This is a genomic window from Rickettsia endosymbiont of Urophora cardui, from assembly GCF_964030725.1.
Taxonomy (GTDB): Bacteria; Pseudomonadota; Alphaproteobacteria; order Rickettsiales; family Rickettsiaceae; genus Rickettsia.
The window spans coordinates 161,875-178,065 of sequence record NZ_CAXIPY010000004.1; the positions used below are offsets into that span (position 1 = coordinate 161,875).

The window sequence follows — 16,191 nt, forward strand, 5'->3', positions numbered from 1 at the left end:
AATTTTTATTGAAAATCTTAGCAATTTGTTGTCAACAGGAGTTTCGCACTTAGCAAAATTGTGTATTAGTTAGAAGCCATTTAATGTTGTTCTGAATTGATGTTTTTATAACTTCCCAAGTTTGTTGATATAAAGTAATGTTTTCATTTATCCTCCTTTTGTTCATATCAAGCCAGGCCAATACAGCAAGGCAAATATGATTTCTTTGAGCTCGACCCGTGCGTGCCTGACAGCATTCAATACCACAAGTTTGTTTCAATTCTCGATGATAAACTTCTATAGACCAACGCGCCTTAACAATTTTCTCTATTTGCTCACGTGTAGGATTCTCTAAATTAGTTGTTATGTAATCAATGCGACCATTTTTTGCCACAAACTTAAATACCGTAACCCAACCGTATCCACGTAGGTGAATTTTTAGCCCTTCATCGGGAATCTCTAAAGTTTCCAAGCTAACATTACGATTAACTTTTCTATTTTTTCTTAGGTTGGTAACCCATATCCAACCTAAATTACGTATATGTTTTAAATTATCCAAACCACTATACCAAGCATCCATAACTATAGCATCAGGCTTGATACCTCTTTCTTTAGCTAAAGTAAGCATATCACAAAAATGCTCGTTCTTTGTTTTACCATCAGTTTCTTTATCATATATTCTATAATCTACAGGAGTAGATTGATCAATTTGAGTATTGTAATGCAGTAAGTTTACCATTCCTATACCAGGTATAACATCATGTACAGCCCCAGAATATTGATAATTTACAAGCTCGATCCTCTTACTGTATTGCTTTGACAATAAGGTGTCATCTCCCACTAATAAACAAGGATCTTCCAGATCAATATATTTTGACACTTTGCTATAGATTTCGCTAGGGCGAAAATCCTTACTCTTTAACCATCGACTTGCACTATCGTGCGATAGATCTAATGGACTTACTTCAGATAATGCTTTGCTAGTATATCTTACACTACTTGCTTGTAAGAATGATTTATATAAATCTTTGCTACATTTTGATCTTGTCATTTTTATCTAAAACTATTTTTCTCTAGATTAGCATATTATTTGCTAAGTGCGAAACTCCTGGTCAAAACTCTATCCCATTACAAATGATCAGGATTTGAAGTGTTTTTGGCGGATAGACTAGGTAAGCAAAGGTTCTTGAGTAAATTATTTAGCGGTTGCGGAGTTATTATCTGTTTACTCATGCAACCTCCATTGTTTTAAAGCAATGTAATTGATCATATTCAGACAGTATTGGTTGATTAATTTTTACTGAACAAACAGTTTGAGTCTGGCTATTTAGTAAGAGTCTTTTGCAATGATTGTGTAAATTTTTGTTGAGCCTATATTAGAAGTAATTAAAAATATAGGTAACAGAAATGCAAATAGAGAAGAATAAAAAAATAAATGAAGCAATAGATTTGCTGATAGAAGGTGGAGTAGATTTAAAAACAGTACTAAGTCAGAATGGATTAATTAAGGAATTAACCAAGGGTATTTTAGAGCGAGCACTGCATGCTGAGATGTCAGAACATTTAGGTTATAGCAAGTATGATAGAGCTGAAACTGAGAATGCGAGGAATGGTAGTTTTAGTAAGAATCTGATTAGTGAGAATGGTACTATAGAGCTAAATGTTCCAAGAGACAGACAAGGTAAATTTGAACCTATAATAGTCTCAAAGAAACAAACAAGAATAGATGGCTTAGACCAAAAGATAATATCCTTATATGCGAAGGGTATGAGTGTGTCTGATATTAAAACACAATTGCAAGAATTATATGGAGCTGAGATCAGTGAGAGCCTAATCAGCAGGATTACAGATGAAGTAATAGATGAGGTCAAGATTTGGCAGAGTAGACCTCTTGAATCAGTATACCCTATAGTATATTTTGACTGTTTAGTAGTGAAAGTAAGACAAGATAAACTTATTATTAATAAATCAGTATATGTAGCTTTAGGAATAGATTTATCTGGCAGAAAGGATATTTTAGGCTTATGGATAAGTGAGAATGAAGGAGCTAAATTTTGGCTCGGTAATTTTACTGAAATGAAGAATCGAGGAGTAAAAGATATCTTAATTGCTTGTAGTGATAATCTAACTGGTATGTCTGATGCTATTGCATCAGTATATCCGAAAACTGAACATCAAATTTGTATTGTCCATCAGATCAGGAATAGCCTCAAATATGTATCATATAAAGATAGAAAGCAATTAGCAGCGGATTTGAAACTAATCTATACTTCTGCTACTGAAAAAGAAGCAGAATTAGCTCTTGAGTCATTTGATCAAAAATGGAGTAAGCAATATCCGCATATAGCTAAATCTTGGTATAATAATTGGGATAATTTGATAATTTTCTTGCAATATCCAAAGGAGATTCGTAAGATTATTTACACTACAAATGCGATAGAATCGCTGAATAGCCAATTGAGAAAAGTTACTAAGAATAAACGCATCTTTCCAAATGATGACGCAGTATTTAAGGTTTTATATCTGACAATTGATTATATTACCAAAAAATGGTCTATGCCTATCCCCAATTGGAATGAAGCTATGGCTCATTTTATGATCAAATTTGATGGTAGAATTTAATGGTTCACGAAATTTACACAATTGATGAGACAGAGCCTTTAGTAAATCTGTAATATGATCAATTATTGGCTCAATTTTCTTTTCTAATAGCACTTCTAATGCAGTAACTACATTCAATTCTCCATACATTTTTGCTAATTGTAATATTTTAAGATATATTTTATGCCCTTTATATGGATATATAGAGATAAGCTGGTCATATACCTGACGAAATATAGCACGTGGGAATAAAGCTTCATAATATTGATATTGAACAAATGCTCCAGGTTTACGTACTAAACTATCAATAACAGGAGTTTCGCACTTAGCAAAGTTGCGAATCAGTTAAAAGCCATCTGATATTGTTTTGAATTGATGTTTTTATAACTTCCCAAGTTTGTTGATATAAAGTAATGTTTTCATTTACAGGAGTTTCGCACTTAGCAAATAATATGCTAATCTAGAGAAAAATAGTTTTAGATAAAAATGACAAGATCAAAATGTAGCAAAGATTTATATAAATCATTCTTACAAGCAAGTAGTGTAAGATATACTAGCAAAGCATTATCTAAAGTAAGTCCATTAGATCTATCGCACGATAGTGCAAGTCGATGGTTAAAGAGTAAGGATTTTCGCCCTAGCGAAATCTATAGCAAAGTGTCAAAATATATTGATCTGGAAGATCCTTGTTTATTAGTGGGAGATGACACCTTATTGTCAAAGCAATACAGTAAGAGGATCGAGCTTGTAAATTATCAATATTCTGGGGCTGTACATGATGTTATACCTGGTATAGGAATGGTAAACTTACTGCATTACAATACTCAAATTGATCAATCTACTCCTGTAGATTATAGAATATATGATAAAGAAACTGATGGTAAAACAAAGAACGAGCATTTTTGTGATATGCTTACTTTAGCTAAAGAAAGAGGTATCAAGCCTGATGCTATAGTTATGGATGCTTGGTATAGTGGTTTGGATAATTTAAAACATATACGTAATTTAGGTTGGATATGGGTTACCAACCTAAGAAAAAATAGAAAAGTTAATCGTAATGTTAGCTTGGAAACTTTAGAGATTCCCGATGAAGGGCTAAAAATTCACCTACGTGGATACGGTTGGGTTACGGTATTTAAGTTTGTGGCAAAAAATGGTCGCATTGATTACATAACAACTAATTTAGAGAATCCTACACGTGAGCAAATAGAGAAAATTGTTAAGGCGCGTTGGTCTATAGAAGTTTATCATCGAGAATTGAAACAAACTTGTGGTATTGAATGCTGTCAGGCACGCACGGGTCGAGCTCAAAGAAATCATATTTGCCTTGCTGTATTGGCCTGGCTTGATATGAACAAAAGGAGGATAAATGAAAACATTACTTTATATCAACAAACTTGGGAAGTTATAAAAACATCAATTCAGAACAACATTAAATGGCTTCTAACTAATACACAATTTTGCTAAGTGCGAAACTCCTGATAAAATCTATGCGACCCCTATTGCGTAAAAAATTATTATATTCTGACCAATTCGTTATTTTATATTTAGAATACTTGCGTGATTTACTAAAAGGGGCTTTCTTCCGAGATCTCATATAATCTGGATTATTTTTTAATTCAGGACATCTTACCAGATTATCACCACTCTTGCTCTACAAATTTTATTTATGCAACAAAGCCATGCCGCATTACCTAAAAACTGTTTTTTCCAATTTTGAATTGTTTTAACACTTATTGCATATTTTGAAGCTAACTGACCAAGTGTCGACTCCTCTTTTATTAATTCTAATACTATCCCCGTTTTTTCTGAAGCACTGAAAATTTTTACTTTATTTTTCTTCATCTTTCCTCTTAAGTTTATTGCTATTTATTCTAACTTATTGCGGAAACACACTCCTTCATTTTTTTGTCCAATTTTTTCATGTATGGACCTCCTGTAGAATGCAAGAAAAAAATAACATCAATAATAAAAACAAACAAATGCAGTCATGTATCCGGCTTATAGCTGATAAATCAACCTAATTTATTCTACAGCCCTGATGGAATTCGCTGGCTTACAAACTATATACTTATCAGTCCATCGGCTTCTAAAAGAGCCACTGAAAAACGCAGTTTTTTTGTAAGCTAAGGTTTGTCTTATTTACCATCAATATTAATTATCTCAAGCATATTTCGGGTTGGAATCTCTTACATATTGTTTTGCTTTTACCTATTCATTATATAAATCACCATTTATTTTACTTATAAGTGCTATGCTACACACTCTTTAGCTACAAACTTTACTCTCTACATAATCATCTCCTGATCTTAGTACAGCAAACACCACTCTTGCCAACTTATTAGCTATGGCAACTGTCGTTTTATTATGGCTACTTCGCTCAGATAAATTAAACATCCATTTCGTAAATTGGCTAAAATCTTTTTTAGATTTCTGTTCTTCCGATGTAAATCTTATCTTGGCATTTAGTACAGCTCTAGCCCCTTGAATTAATAAAGTGCGTAAGTATACATCACCTCGCTTGCTAATTCCCAGCAGCTTATCCTTCCCACCACTTGAATGTTGTCTTGGCACTAATCCTAGCCATGCCGATAATTGCCTGCCATTCTCAAAACTTGTAGCATTACCTATTGATGCTATTAAAGCAGTAGCAGTAATTAAACCAAGACCAGGTATAGCTCTTAATCGTTGATATTGAGTTAGGTTACTTGCTATCATTGTTAATCGTTTTTCTATCTCTTTTATTTTTCTGTTATTATCTAAGAATTCTTCTTTTAGTTCACTAAATGTTTGATAACTTAACTGGCTTAATTTCCCTGCATCTAAAATCTCAATTAATTTTGTGATAACCTTATTAATGCCTTGAGGAACAATAAAACCAAACTCATGTAGTAGCCCCCTAATTTCATTAGCAAGTGCTGTACGATTTTTTACCAATCTCTCTCTTACCCTATGTATTGATAAAATTTCTTGTTGCTCTATAGTTTTAATTGCAACAAATCTCATATTAGGTCTTGTCACGGCTTCACATATCGCTTCAGCATCTGCTTGATCATTTTTATTAGTTTTAACATATGGTTTGACAAATTGCGGTGCCATTAGTTTTACTTCATGCCCTAATTTAGTTATTTCTCTTGCCCAATAACTAGAACCACCACAAGCTTCCATCCCTACTAAACATTGTGGTAAATTAGCCATAAATGTCAAAACCTGATCTCTCATCAATTTTTTCTTTAATACTGTCTTGCCATTTTTATCTACACCATGAATTTGAAAAATTCTTTTTGCAATATCTATACCAATTGTAGTAACCTCCATATGGACCTCCTTAATTGTTGTTTTAATATGTTAAATATTAACCCTAGAAGATTAGCAACTGCTTTTCATTCTCTATATCAGGAGGTCCATACCATTAGTCCATTATATTTTTAATTCAGGACATCTTACCAGATTATCACCACTCTTTCTCTACAAATCTTATTTATGCAACAAAGCCATGAGCCATTAAATCTACTAACAATGCCGGATAATATTGAGGAGTCAGCTGCGATAAGGTCTAGAGCTCATCTTATTAGTATTTGGCAGGAACATCAAGCAATCTTGGCGAAATTTGATGCTGAATTAGCAGCTAATCAATCTGAACAAGTTGCTAATCACGCTAGTATAGTTGGGCTACAAAAATTGCTACATAATATTCAACAACGCCTTGCTCCAAGTCGTGAGTTGTTAAAGTCTAAATTTGTATCTAAAACTGAGTTATTAGCGAAAGAGAAAGAAGCATTAGAGACTGAATTATCAATTACAGTTAAGCAGCAGGAATTGCAAGTATTACAGGCTCGTGCTAACACCATACGGGAGAATAAAGCTAGCTATATTGCTCAAAAATATCGTGAGTGGCATGATAATTTAAATAAAGCCCAATCTGTTTTGTTAATAACAGAACAAGAGCTAGCTAAAGCCAAGGAGCGAGATCGCTTACAAATCTTACGAGCACCAATGGATGGTATAGTACAACAACTAGCTGTTCATACTGTTGGTGGGATTGTGCAAGGTGCTCAGACATTAATGATGATTACGCCTCATGATGCACCGCAACAAGCAGAAGTCAATATTGCTAATAAAGATGTAGGTTTTATTAGCCCTAGGCAACCTGTAACAGTTAAAATTGAAGCATTCCCATATAGCCGTTATGGTACTATTAGCGGTCAAGTACAAAGTATCTCTCTTGATTCAGTTAAACTTAATGAGTCAAGTGCTGAGTTAGTATTTCCAGCTCAGATTGAATTAGCTCAAAATCATATCATGATAGATAATAGTTTAGTTACTTTAACCCCTGGTATGTCTGTTGTTGCTGAGATTAAAATTGGTAAACGCCGAGTGATTGACTATTTATTGAGTCCAATTCGAGAATATAAATCAGAAGCTTGGAGAGAACCATGATGGGTCAAAAGATGATTACTGGTACACATGGTATACCAGCAATTATTAGAGCTGCTAAACAGTTTCAAATATTAGTAACTGAAGGATCGTTACGTCATAAACTTGGTATAGATTGCCAAGAATTAACATGGATAGATGTTTGCCGAGCAGCTCGAGCAGTAGGATTGCGGGCAAAATATTATGAAGAAATTAGTGGTGATCTGCAAACATTACCTGTGCCTATATTGGTTTGTTTAGCTAATCAATGGAGTGTGATTGAAAAAGTTGAAACAGAATATTGGTGGCGTTATGATGTAGCTACTGAAAAGTTTAATAAGGAGCTACTTCCTACAGCTAATAATAGTAAATATAACCTACCAATAATATTATTAGCAGTCCAAGAACTGCAAATTACAGATGTTAAATTTGGCTTTAATTGGTTTTTGCCTTCGATATTGCGGCATATAAATCAGTTACGTGATGTATAGCTAACGCGAAAAGGTTTTTACCATAGTTTTTGTATTTACTCACATATTCACCAGATCTAAATCCTATTAAACATTGCTGGACTAACTTTAAAAACTGTTTACATAAAATTATTGATCAATGCCTAAGTTTTTCCTAATCTGTGGTAGAAACATTTCCGTGTTAGCTATATTAGCTTTATCATTAATGTTGCAGTTGATTGCTTTAGTAGGTCCTAAATTATTCCAAAATGTTATAGATCGAGTATTAGTTAGTCGTGGTGTTTCAAGTTTAAAGGTACTAGCTATTGCTATATTAGCACTTGCTCTAGCTGAGCCTTTATTTAGTTATTTACGCGGTAAAATCTTTAGCAATTTAGCTAGTAAGATTAACTCTGAACTTTCCGGTAAATTATATCGTCACTTGTTAACTTTACCACTAAGCTATTTTAGTAATCGACAAACTGGTCAGATTGTTGCTCGTGTGCGTGAAATGAACCAGATTCGCCAGTTTTTAACTGGTTCGGCTTTAATGTTGGTATTAGATATTATTTTTATTCTGATGTTTTTAGTAGTAATGTTTAGTTATGCTAAAATATTAACTTGGATAGTACTTGGATCCCTAGTGTTATATGTCGTGTTTTGGTTAAGTATTGGTCCAATATTAAGACAGCGAGTTACTAAAGAATATGACGCAAGTAGTATTGCTACAGCTTATTTAACTGAAACTATTACTGGTATTGAAATATTAAAAACTACTGCTACAGAATCAGCTTTTTTAAAACGTTGGCAACAAGTTCTATCTTGTCAGTTAAGAGCGATATTTTTAGCTAAGAAGGTAGCAATTATTGCTAGCCAAGGAGTTAGCTTAATACAAAAATTAACTTCAGCATTGCTATTATGGTGTGGCGTTAAGATTGTACTACAACATGAATTAACAGTTGGTGGGTTAGTAGCTTTTAATATGCTGGCTAATCATATAACTCAACCAATTCTAAGATTAGCACAAATATGGCAAGAGTTTCAGCATAGTTTAATAGCATTACGTCGTATTGGAGATATTTTAGATACTAAATCAGAACAGAAGCAGTTGGTAAGGGAGTTGCTACTATGCCAAAATTAACCGGAAAAGTAGAGTTCCAATATGTGTGTTTTCGCTATCAAGCTGATACACCGGAAATATTAAGAGATTTATCCTTTATAATACAATCAGGGGCTCTGTCTCATCAATTGTGTAAATTTCGTGAACCATTAAATTCTACCATCAAATTTGATCATAAAATGAGCCATAGCTTCATTCCAATTGGGGATAGGCATAGACCATTTTTTGGTAATATAATCAATTGTCAGATATAAAACTTTAAATACTGCGTCATCATTTGGAAAGATGCGTTTATTCTTAGTAACTTTTCTCAATTGGCTATTCAGCGATTCTATCGCATTTGTAGTGTAAATAATCTTACGAATCTCCTTTGGATATTGCAAGAAAATTATCAAATTATCCCAATTATTATACCAAGATTTAGCTATATGCGGATATTGCTTACTCCATTTTTGATCAAATGACTCAAGAGCTAATTCTGCTTCTTTTTCAGTAGCAGAAGTATAGATTAGTTTCAAATCCGCTGCTAATTGCTTTCTATCTTTATATGATACATATTTGAGGCTATTCCTGATCTGATGGACAATACAAATTTGATGTTCAGTTTTCGGATATACTGATGCAATAGCATCAGACATACCAGTTAGATTATCACTACAAGCAATTAAGATATCTTTTACTCCTCGATTCTTCATTTCAGTAAAATTACCAAGCCAAAATTTAGCTCCTTCATTCTCACTTATCCATAAGCCTAAAATATCCTTTCTGCCAGATAAATCTATTCCTAAAGCTACATATACTGATTTATTAATAATAAGTTTATCTTGTCTTACTTTCACTACTAAACAGTCAAAATATACTATAGGGTATACTGATTCAAGAGGTCTACTCTGCCAAATCTTGACCTCATCTATTACTTCATCTGTAATCCTGCTGATTAGGCTCTCACTGATCTCAGCTCCATATAATTCTTGCAATTGTGTTTTAATATCAGACACACTCATACCCTTCGCATATAAGGATATTATCTTTTGGTCTAAGCCATCTATTCTTGTTTGTTTCTTTGAGACTATTATAGGTTCAAATTTACCTTGTCTGTCTCTTGGAACATTTAGCTCTATAGTACCATTCTCACTAATCAGATTCTTACTAAAACTACCATTCCTCGCATTCTCAGTTTCAGCTCTATCATACTTGCTATAACCTAAATGTTCTGACATCTCAGCATGCAGTGCTCGCTCTAAAATACCCTTGGTTAATTCCTTAATTAATCCATTCTGACTTAGTACTGTTTTTAAATCTACTCCGCCTTCTATCAGCAAATCTATTGCTTCATTTATTTTTTTATTCTTCTCTATTTGCATTTCTGTTACCTATATTTTTAATTACTTCTAATATAGGCTCAACAAAAATTTACACAATCATTGCAAAAGACTCCAATCAGGAGAATTTATCGGCATTACCGGTCCATCTGGTTCAGGTAAAAGTACGCTAACTAGATTATTACAACGCCTCTATATTCCTCAGCATGGTCAGATTTTAGTAGATGGTATGGATATAGCCATAGCTGATCCTACTTCATTACGTTGCAATATGAGTGTGGTATTACAAGATAACATGTTATTTGCCGGATCAATATTAGAAAATATTAAGCTCTGTTGCCCAGAAGCTGGTGAAGAAGAAATTGTACAAGCAGCGAGGCTAGCTGGTGCAGATGATTTTATTAGACGATTACCGCAAGCTTATCAAACCATGATCGGCGAAAAAGGCAGTGGTCTATCTGGTGGTCAGCGTCAGCGAATAGCTATTGCTAGAGCTTTGTTAGTAAATCCAAGGATTTTAATTTTAGATGAAGCAACTTCAGCACTTGATTATGAATCTGAGGCAGCTATTATGGCTAATATGGATCAAATCTGCCGTAATCGTACAGTAATTAGTATTGCTCATAGATTGAATACTATTAAGTATGCTAATCGCATTCTGGTGCTAGATCAAGGCATGATTGTCCAACAAGGCAGTCACGCGGAACTATTACAGCAGCAAGGTATATATGCTAAGCTTTGGCACACTCAAACTAATAGTAAACCCATGGCATAGCCTTAGTTGTAGATTAGCCTTTTTCTTCCTGTTTATTGGTAGCTAAGCTTACGAAGCGTTGACCTGAAGTGTCTAGGGCTCGGCACGCTATAGATTGTACTTGTTGCGTTGCATGATCGGCTTTAGCAGTTAGTTCTTGGATAGTGTTTTCTTGTTTTTTGATTTTATCTTCAAGATAGATAATGCTTTGCTCCTTTAGCTGTAATATGCCATTATATTCTTTTTGTGTTAGTTGTTTTTCAAAATCATATTGTTGTAATAATTGGTTACGTAATAATTCTTCGGCAGTATAAACTGCTTCTTTTATCTTATCTGCCATGCCATCTATTTGCATTTTTAATGAAACATATTCCTGTTCTTTGGTTGCCAAATCAGTTTCTCGTTTTAGTAAATTATCTTTTAACTCTGACAACTCTTTTTCAATTAAAATATGTTTATTATTATACTCATCAAGTTCCTTACGACGTTTTAACTCTAAAGTATAATTATATTCTTCTTCCTCACGTTTTCTAGTTTTGCTAAGCAATTCTTTCTGTTCCTTATAGTCTTGTTCAAGTGCTGCTCGTTGTTGTTGCCAATGCAATTTCTGACTATTTATATCTTGTTCAAAATCTTGTTTTCTTTGACTCATCTCCTGCTCAAAACGCTCTTTTTGCTCAGCTTGTGCTTGTAATAAAGCTGACAAACTATTTGCTGTTTCATTAATTTGGTATAATTCCTGCAAATGTTGTTGCTCCAAAATAATAGCTTCTCGCAAATTAGCCAATTTTTCAAATTCGCTCAATAATTGTTCTGATAAATTATCAATCTGTTTGATAGTTTTAGATTTTAAGCTACTTAATTCAGTTAATATACTATCAGATGAATCAGAGCTGACCTTACTTACCAACTCTTGTTTCTCTTGTTGTTTTTTCTGTTCTTGAGGGGTAGCTAGTTGTTTATCATTCAACTTAGCTAACACCTCATTATAGGCAGTTAAAATTTGCTCCTTAGTACTTTTAACAGAAATTTCTGGCATAATTGATTTTTTGCTCATTATCTTTATAAGTTATTTTATTAATTTTTTGGTCATGTATTCAATTTGTTGTTTATACTTTTTTACCCATAATACTTAAGATACAAAATGAGTTAGAAGTCTGAGTATCACGGATAAAATCCCCTAGGTTGAGGTTAAATATAATAGTTCTAGATATAATCTCAGTACCCAATAATAAGGTGTACGAGAAGTTGTTTAAGACTAATCAACAAATTGAATACATAACCAATTTTTTTGGATGATTTGCCATAATATCTAGCTTTTAATAATATCAATTAGTTTTTAACCACTCATTCTCACTTATTAATTACTGATTTTAATGGTAATTATTGGAAATGAATATTTATCTAGTATACAGCAGTCTATTAAACCATATTGGGTCATGCCATTCAATGCATTCTATACCAATATAGTTAACTGATTCTTAGTAATTCCAATGGCTGGTCTGTTATTTAAATATGCACTTACTTTATAGTTGTCATTGTCAATCAAAAAGGGACCACACTATTATTACTTCCAGAATTGTGACTATGAATACGATAACATATACCTCTAATGGTAAATTCCAGTATTAATTAAGCCAGATTTATATTTTCTTCCCATACCTCATTGGGTGTTTTATAACCGAGCACTTTTCTTGGTAAATTATTTAAAAAATCCTCAATTTCTTGTAATTGCTTTATTGTTAATTTTTTTATATCTAAAGATTTAGAGTATACTCTGTGCACCATTGAGTTAATCTTCTCTATCAATGGTTTTTGCCATGGAGAATAAGGATTGCAAAAATATACTTTTCGTTCAGATTTTGGCAATAGTTGTTCATGATTGGTAAATTCTTTGCCATTATCTAACGTTATGCTTTTGATTATATGCGACAATTGTTTAAGTTTTTTATTCATGTTACCAATCACATCTTGTGTTCTTTTTGAACGGTTTAAAGTGAGAAACACTTTTTGTGTTCTGATATCCACAAGAGCGCCTATATTACGACTTTGATTACCTTTGTTAAAAGTTAAATCACCTTCTAAATGACCTATTGCTGCTATCTTTCTATTTATCTCTGGTCTTTCAGTAATGGAAACTCGATTTGGTATTGTAATTCTTTTGTTTCTGATTCTTGTACCATGATGCAACCTATTTTTCCTTTTTCTTGCTAAAGATAAATATAATTTTTGCCTTTGTGCTATAGGAGATGTATAAATAAACTGGTATATACTCTCTGTAGAAATATTGACAGTATCTCGTGATAGTTTACGTCTACCTGAAATTATATCTGGTGAAATACCCTGTGTTAACTGCTTTATTATTTCTGCTCGTAAATTATTATCAATATCTAATTTTCTTTTTCTCTTACCTTGCCTTAAACTGCAAGCAAGTGTGTGAGCCCTATCTGGTCTATAATTATGCCTCATTCTCTTGAGTTCATAACATATAGTGCTTTTATCACGGCCAATCTTTGTCCCTATATATCGCGAGCTATAACCACTCTTATTCATTTCGTATATTTTAAATCTTTCATCTATCGTTAAATGAGCCATGATATATCTATATTTAAATGATGCTCCTCGTAGCTCTGCTGCGAGGAGCATCATTTATAGAACTTTCCAAGTATCGAAGGTATAGAGCATACTACTACTAAAGCATATTCTCCTCAAACAAACGGTATGTGTGAGCGTTTTAATAAAACCATGAAACAAGAATTCTTTGATACAGCTATGCGGAAAAAGATTTATACAGCTCTTGATGACCTACAATTAGATCTTGATATCTGGCTAGAGTATTTCAATAATGAAAGACCTCATTCTGGTAAATATTGTTATGGAAAAACTCCTATGCAAACTTTTAAGGATAGTAAGAAATTAGCTGTTGAAAAGAATAATGAAATCTTGTATCTTGAATATGTATCTGACAGTCAAAATTTAACTGACAATCAGGGGCAAAATTTATAGCGTCTGTAAGATCAAATCTTAACTTCTACAAGATAATGCCTTGCTAGTATATCTGACACTACTTGCTTGTAAAAATGATTTATATAAGTCCTTGCTACATTTTGTTCTTGTCATTTTTATCTAAAACTATTTTTCTCTAGATTAACATACTTTTTGCTAAGTGCGAAACTCCTGAACAGTACTAAGTCAGAATGGATTAATTAAGGAATTAACCAAGGGTATTTTAGAGCGAGCACTGCATGCTGAGATGTCAGAACATTTAGGTTATAGCAAGTATGATAGAGCTGAAACTGAGAATGCGAGGAATGGTAGTTTTAGTAAGAATCTGATTAGTGAGAATGGTACTATAGAGATAAATGTTCCAAGAGACAGACAAGGTAAATTTGAACCTATAATAGGGAAAGTTCTATAATTAATTAAGCCAGATATAATCCATTTTTAATCTCTCAGGGTTTAATTCCCCGAAGCTCTGCTTCGTGATATCATAAGAAACAACTAAAACTTTTTTAGATACCTCGTAGCTCTGCTGCGAGGAGCATCATTAAATATAGATATATCATGGCTCATTTAACGATAGATGAAAGATTTAAAATATACGAAATGAATAAGAGTGGTTATAGCTCGCGATATATAGGGACAAAGATTGGCCGTGATAAAAGCACTATATGTTATGAACTCAAGAGAATGAGGCATAATTATAGACCAGATAGGGCTCACACACTTGCTTGCAGTTTAAGGCAAGGTAAGAGAAAAAGAAAATTAGATATTGATAATAATTTACGAGCAGAAATAATAAAGCAGTTAACACAGGGTATTTCACCAGATATAATTTCAGGTAGACGTAAACTATCACGAGATACTGTCAATATTTCTACAGAGAGTATATACCAGTTTATTTATACATCTCCTATAGCACAAAGGCAAAAATTATATTTATCTTTAGCAAGAAAAAGGAAAAATAGGTTGCATCATGGTACAAGAATCAGAAACAAAAGAATTACAATACCAAATCGAGTTTCCATTACTGAAAGACCAGAGATAAATAGAAAGATAGCAGCAATAGGTCATTTAGAAGGTGATTTAACTTTTAACAAAGGTAATCAAAGTCGTAATATAGGCGCTCTTGTGGATATCAGAACACAAAAAGTGTTTCTCACTTTAAACCGTTCAAAAAGAACACAAGATGTGATTGGTAACATGAATAAAAAACTTAAACAATTGTCGCATATAATCAAAAGCATAACGTTAGATAATGGCAAAGAATTTACCAATCATGAACAACTATTGCCAAAATCTGAACGAAAAGTATATTTTTGCAATCCTTATTCTCCATGGCAAAAACCATTGATAGAGAAGATTAACTCAATGGTGCACAGAGTATACTCTAAATCTTTAGATATAAAAAAATTAACAATAAAGCAATTACAAGAAATTGAGGATTTTTTAAATAATTTACCAAGAAAAGTGCTCGGTTATAAAACACCCAATGAGGTATGGGAAGAAAATATAAATCTGGCTTAATTAATACTGGAATTTACCCTTCTGCTACTGAAAAAGAAGCAGAATTAGCTCTTGAGTCATTTGATCAAAAATGGAGTAAGCAATATCCGCATATAGCTAAATCTTGGTATAATAATTGGGATAATTTGATAATTTTCTTGCAATATCCAAAGGAGATTCGTAAGATTATTTACACTACAAATGCGATAGAATCGCTGAATAGCCAATTGAGAAAAGTTACTAAGAATAAACGCATCTTTCCAAATGATGACGCAGTATTTAAAGTTTTATATCTGACAATTGATTATATTACCAAAAAATGGTCTATGCCTATCCCCAATTGGAATGAAGCTATGGCTCATTTTATGATCAAATTTGATGGTAGAATTTAATGGTTCACGAAATTTACACAATTGATGAGACAGAGCCGATTTTCATGGATAATGTCATCCACATTTAGGATTTGCCCCGCATAGATCAGGAATCGTCATTGCGAAAAAAGCTTTGTTGCATGGATCATTTTCCTCTGTCATCCCGTGATTTATGAACTAGAGCCAGTTAAAAATACTAATAAAATTAGTATTTTTTATTATTTTCCCTGGATTGCCACACTCGCTTCGCTCATTCGCAATGACGATTTGGTATCCACGCAGGCAAGCCTTAAGCGAGAACGATATAATATGCTTTTCAATCCACATAACAATGTTGCTTTCTCCTACTTAAAATAAAAATATGATATTATCTTACATTGGAATATTATTGGTAATTATTGGGCTGTTCGCTATATTTTCAGGTATTATCGGTTTTTTTCGTTTCCCTGATTTTTATACAAAATTGCACGCCGCAAGTGTTATTGAAAGCTTTGGGGTACCGATTTGCTTAATAGGTTTTGCATGCCTTGCAGGAAACCTTTTTAATTGCTTTAAGCTACTTTTAGCTGCTCTATTAATTTTCTTATTAAATCCGGTAGCAACTCACGCTCTTGGTAAAGGGTCACTATGTTCAATGTCGTTCTTGCGAAAGCAGGAATCTAGGAAAAAGTAA

14 protein-coding genes and 5 pseudogenes are annotated in these 16,191 nt (G+C 33.1%); 11 read left to right on the forward strand and 8 right to left on the reverse strand.

Features of this window, described 5'->3' with window-relative positions; all coding sequences use genetic code 11:
* Positions 1 to 49: 49 nt before the first annotated feature.
* The gene (locus AAHI98_RS03940) at positions 50 to 1,030 is read right to left on the reverse strand and encodes an IS701 family transposase (RefSeq protein ID WP_342224656.1); all 981 of its coding nucleotides are present in this window, start codon (positions 1,028 to 1,030) and stop codon (positions 50 to 52) included.
* A gap of 356 nt (positions 1,031 to 1,386) precedes the next feature.
* Between AAHI98_RS03940 and AAHI98_RS03945 the strand changes: the two genes are divergently transcribed.
* Positions 1,387 to 2,601, forward strand: a complete 1,215-nt coding sequence (locus AAHI98_RS03945; RefSeq protein ID WP_342224662.1) for an IS256 family transposase — start codon at positions 1,387 to 1,389, stop codon at positions 2,599 to 2,601.
* Positions 2,602 to 2,905: 304 nt separating this feature from the next.
* Here the strand turns inward: AAHI98_RS03945 and AAHI98_RS18480 are convergent.
* A pseudogene (locus AAHI98_RS18480) lies at positions 2,906 to 3,007 on the reverse strand (IS701 family transposase); the annotation flags it as partial.
* Between the two features lie 59 nt (positions 3,008 to 3,066).
* Between AAHI98_RS18480 and AAHI98_RS03950 the strand changes: the two are divergent.
* Complete coding sequence (locus AAHI98_RS03950) at positions 3,067 to 4,047, forward strand: IS701 family transposase (protein WP_342225110.1); 981 nt, start codon at positions 3,067 to 3,069, stop codon at positions 4,045 to 4,047.
* Here the strand turns inward: AAHI98_RS03950 and AAHI98_RS03955 are convergent.
* From AAHI98_RS03955 to AAHI98_RS03965, 3 genes are all read right to left on the reverse strand, one after another.
* Positions 4,028 to 4,177, reverse strand: coding sequence for a hypothetical protein (locus tag AAHI98_RS03955; protein WP_342225111.1), 150 nt, complete (start codon positions 4,175 to 4,177; stop codon positions 4,028 to 4,030). The genes AAHI98_RS03950 and AAHI98_RS03955 overlap by 20 nt on opposite strands.
* Before the next feature lie 32 nt (positions 4,178 to 4,209).
* Positions 4,210 to 4,425, reverse strand: a complete 216-nt coding sequence (locus AAHI98_RS03960; protein ID WP_342224723.1) for a helix-turn-helix domain-containing protein — start codon at positions 4,423 to 4,425, stop codon at positions 4,210 to 4,212.
* 423 nt (positions 4,426 to 4,848) lie between these two features.
* Positions 4,849 to 5,898, reverse strand: a complete 1,050-nt coding sequence (locus tag AAHI98_RS03965; RefSeq protein ID WP_342224642.1) for an IS110 family RNA-guided transposase — start codon at positions 5,896 to 5,898, stop codon at positions 4,849 to 4,851.
* A 165-nt stretch (positions 5,899 to 6,063) separates the two neighbouring features.
* On the opposite strand from AAHI98_RS03965, the gene AAHI98_RS03970 reads away from it, so the two are divergent.
* From AAHI98_RS03970 to AAHI98_RS03980, 3 genes are all read left to right on the forward strand, one after another.
* Entirely contained in the window at positions 6,064 to 7,020 is a 957-nt protein-coding gene (locus AAHI98_RS03970) for an HlyD family type I secretion periplasmic adaptor subunit (RefSeq protein WP_342225112.1), read from the forward strand.
* An 11-nt stretch (positions 7,021 to 7,031) separates the two neighbouring features.
* On the forward strand, positions 7,032 to 7,487 hold the full coding sequence (locus tag AAHI98_RS03975) for a cysteine peptidase family C39 domain-containing protein (protein ID WP_342225113.1): 456 nt from the start codon (positions 7,032 to 7,034) through the stop codon (positions 7,485 to 7,487).
* Positions 7,488 to 7,605: 118 nt separating this feature from the next.
* Positions 7,606 to 8,586, forward strand: coding sequence for an ABC transporter transmembrane domain-containing protein (locus AAHI98_RS03980; RefSeq protein ID WP_342225114.1), 981 nt, complete (start codon positions 7,606 to 7,608; stop codon positions 8,584 to 8,586).
* A gap of 128 nt (positions 8,587 to 8,714) precedes the next feature.
* Here AAHI98_RS03980 and AAHI98_RS03985 read toward each other — a convergent pair whose 3' ends face one another.
* Positions 8,715 to 9,929: an IS256 family transposase gene (locus AAHI98_RS03985; protein WP_342224662.1), complete on the reverse strand. Its 1,215-nt coding sequence runs from the start codon at positions 9,927 to 9,929 to the stop codon at positions 8,715 to 8,717.
* 79 nt (positions 9,930 to 10,008) lie between these two features.
* Between AAHI98_RS03985 and AAHI98_RS03990 the strand changes: the two are divergent.
* Positions 10,009 to 10,662 (forward strand): annotated as a pseudogene (locus AAHI98_RS03990) (ATP-binding cassette domain-containing protein); the annotation flags it as partial.
* 13 nt (positions 10,663 to 10,675) lie between these two features.
* Here AAHI98_RS03990 and AAHI98_RS03995 read toward each other — a convergent pair.
* Both AAHI98_RS03995 and AAHI98_RS04000 read right to left on the reverse strand, forming a co-directional pair.
* On the reverse strand, positions 10,676 to 11,698 hold the full coding sequence (locus tag AAHI98_RS03995; protein ID WP_342225115.1) for a coiled-coil domain-containing protein: 1,023 nt from the start codon (positions 11,696 to 11,698) through the stop codon (positions 10,676 to 10,678).
* A 575-nt stretch (positions 11,699 to 12,273) separates the two neighbouring features.
* On the reverse strand, positions 12,274 to 13,236 hold the full coding sequence (locus tag AAHI98_RS04000; RefSeq protein ID WP_342225116.1) for an IS30 family transposase: 963 nt from the start codon (positions 13,234 to 13,236) through the stop codon (positions 12,274 to 12,276).
* A 63-nt stretch (positions 13,237 to 13,299) separates the two neighbouring features.
* On the opposite strand from AAHI98_RS04000, the pseudogene AAHI98_RS04005 reads away from it, so the two are divergent.
* The 5 genes and pseudogenes from AAHI98_RS04005 to AAHI98_RS04025 form a co-directional block, all read left to right on the forward strand.
* Positions 13,300 to 13,647 (forward strand): annotated as a pseudogene (locus tag AAHI98_RS04005) (integrase core domain-containing protein); the annotation flags it as partial.
* Positions 13,648 to 13,831: 184 nt separating this feature from the next.
* Positions 13,832 to 14,044 (forward strand): annotated as a pseudogene (locus AAHI98_RS04010) (transposase); the annotation flags it as partial.
* 161 nt (positions 14,045 to 14,205) lie between these two features.
* Positions 14,206 to 15,168 carry an IS30 family transposase gene (locus AAHI98_RS04015; RefSeq protein WP_342225116.1) on the forward strand — a complete coding sequence of 321 codons (963 nt, stop codon included), beginning with the start codon at positions 14,206 to 14,208 and terminating at the stop codon, positions 15,166 to 15,168.
* Between the two features lie 11 nt (positions 15,169 to 15,179).
* Positions 15,180 to 15,539, forward strand: a pseudogene (locus AAHI98_RS04020) (transposase); the annotation flags it as partial.
* 340 nt (positions 15,540 to 15,879) lie between these two features.
* Positions 15,880 to 16,191, forward strand: coding sequence for a Na+/H+ antiporter subunit G (locus AAHI98_RS04025; RefSeq protein ID WP_342225118.1), 312 nt, complete (start codon positions 15,880 to 15,882; stop codon positions 16,189 to 16,191).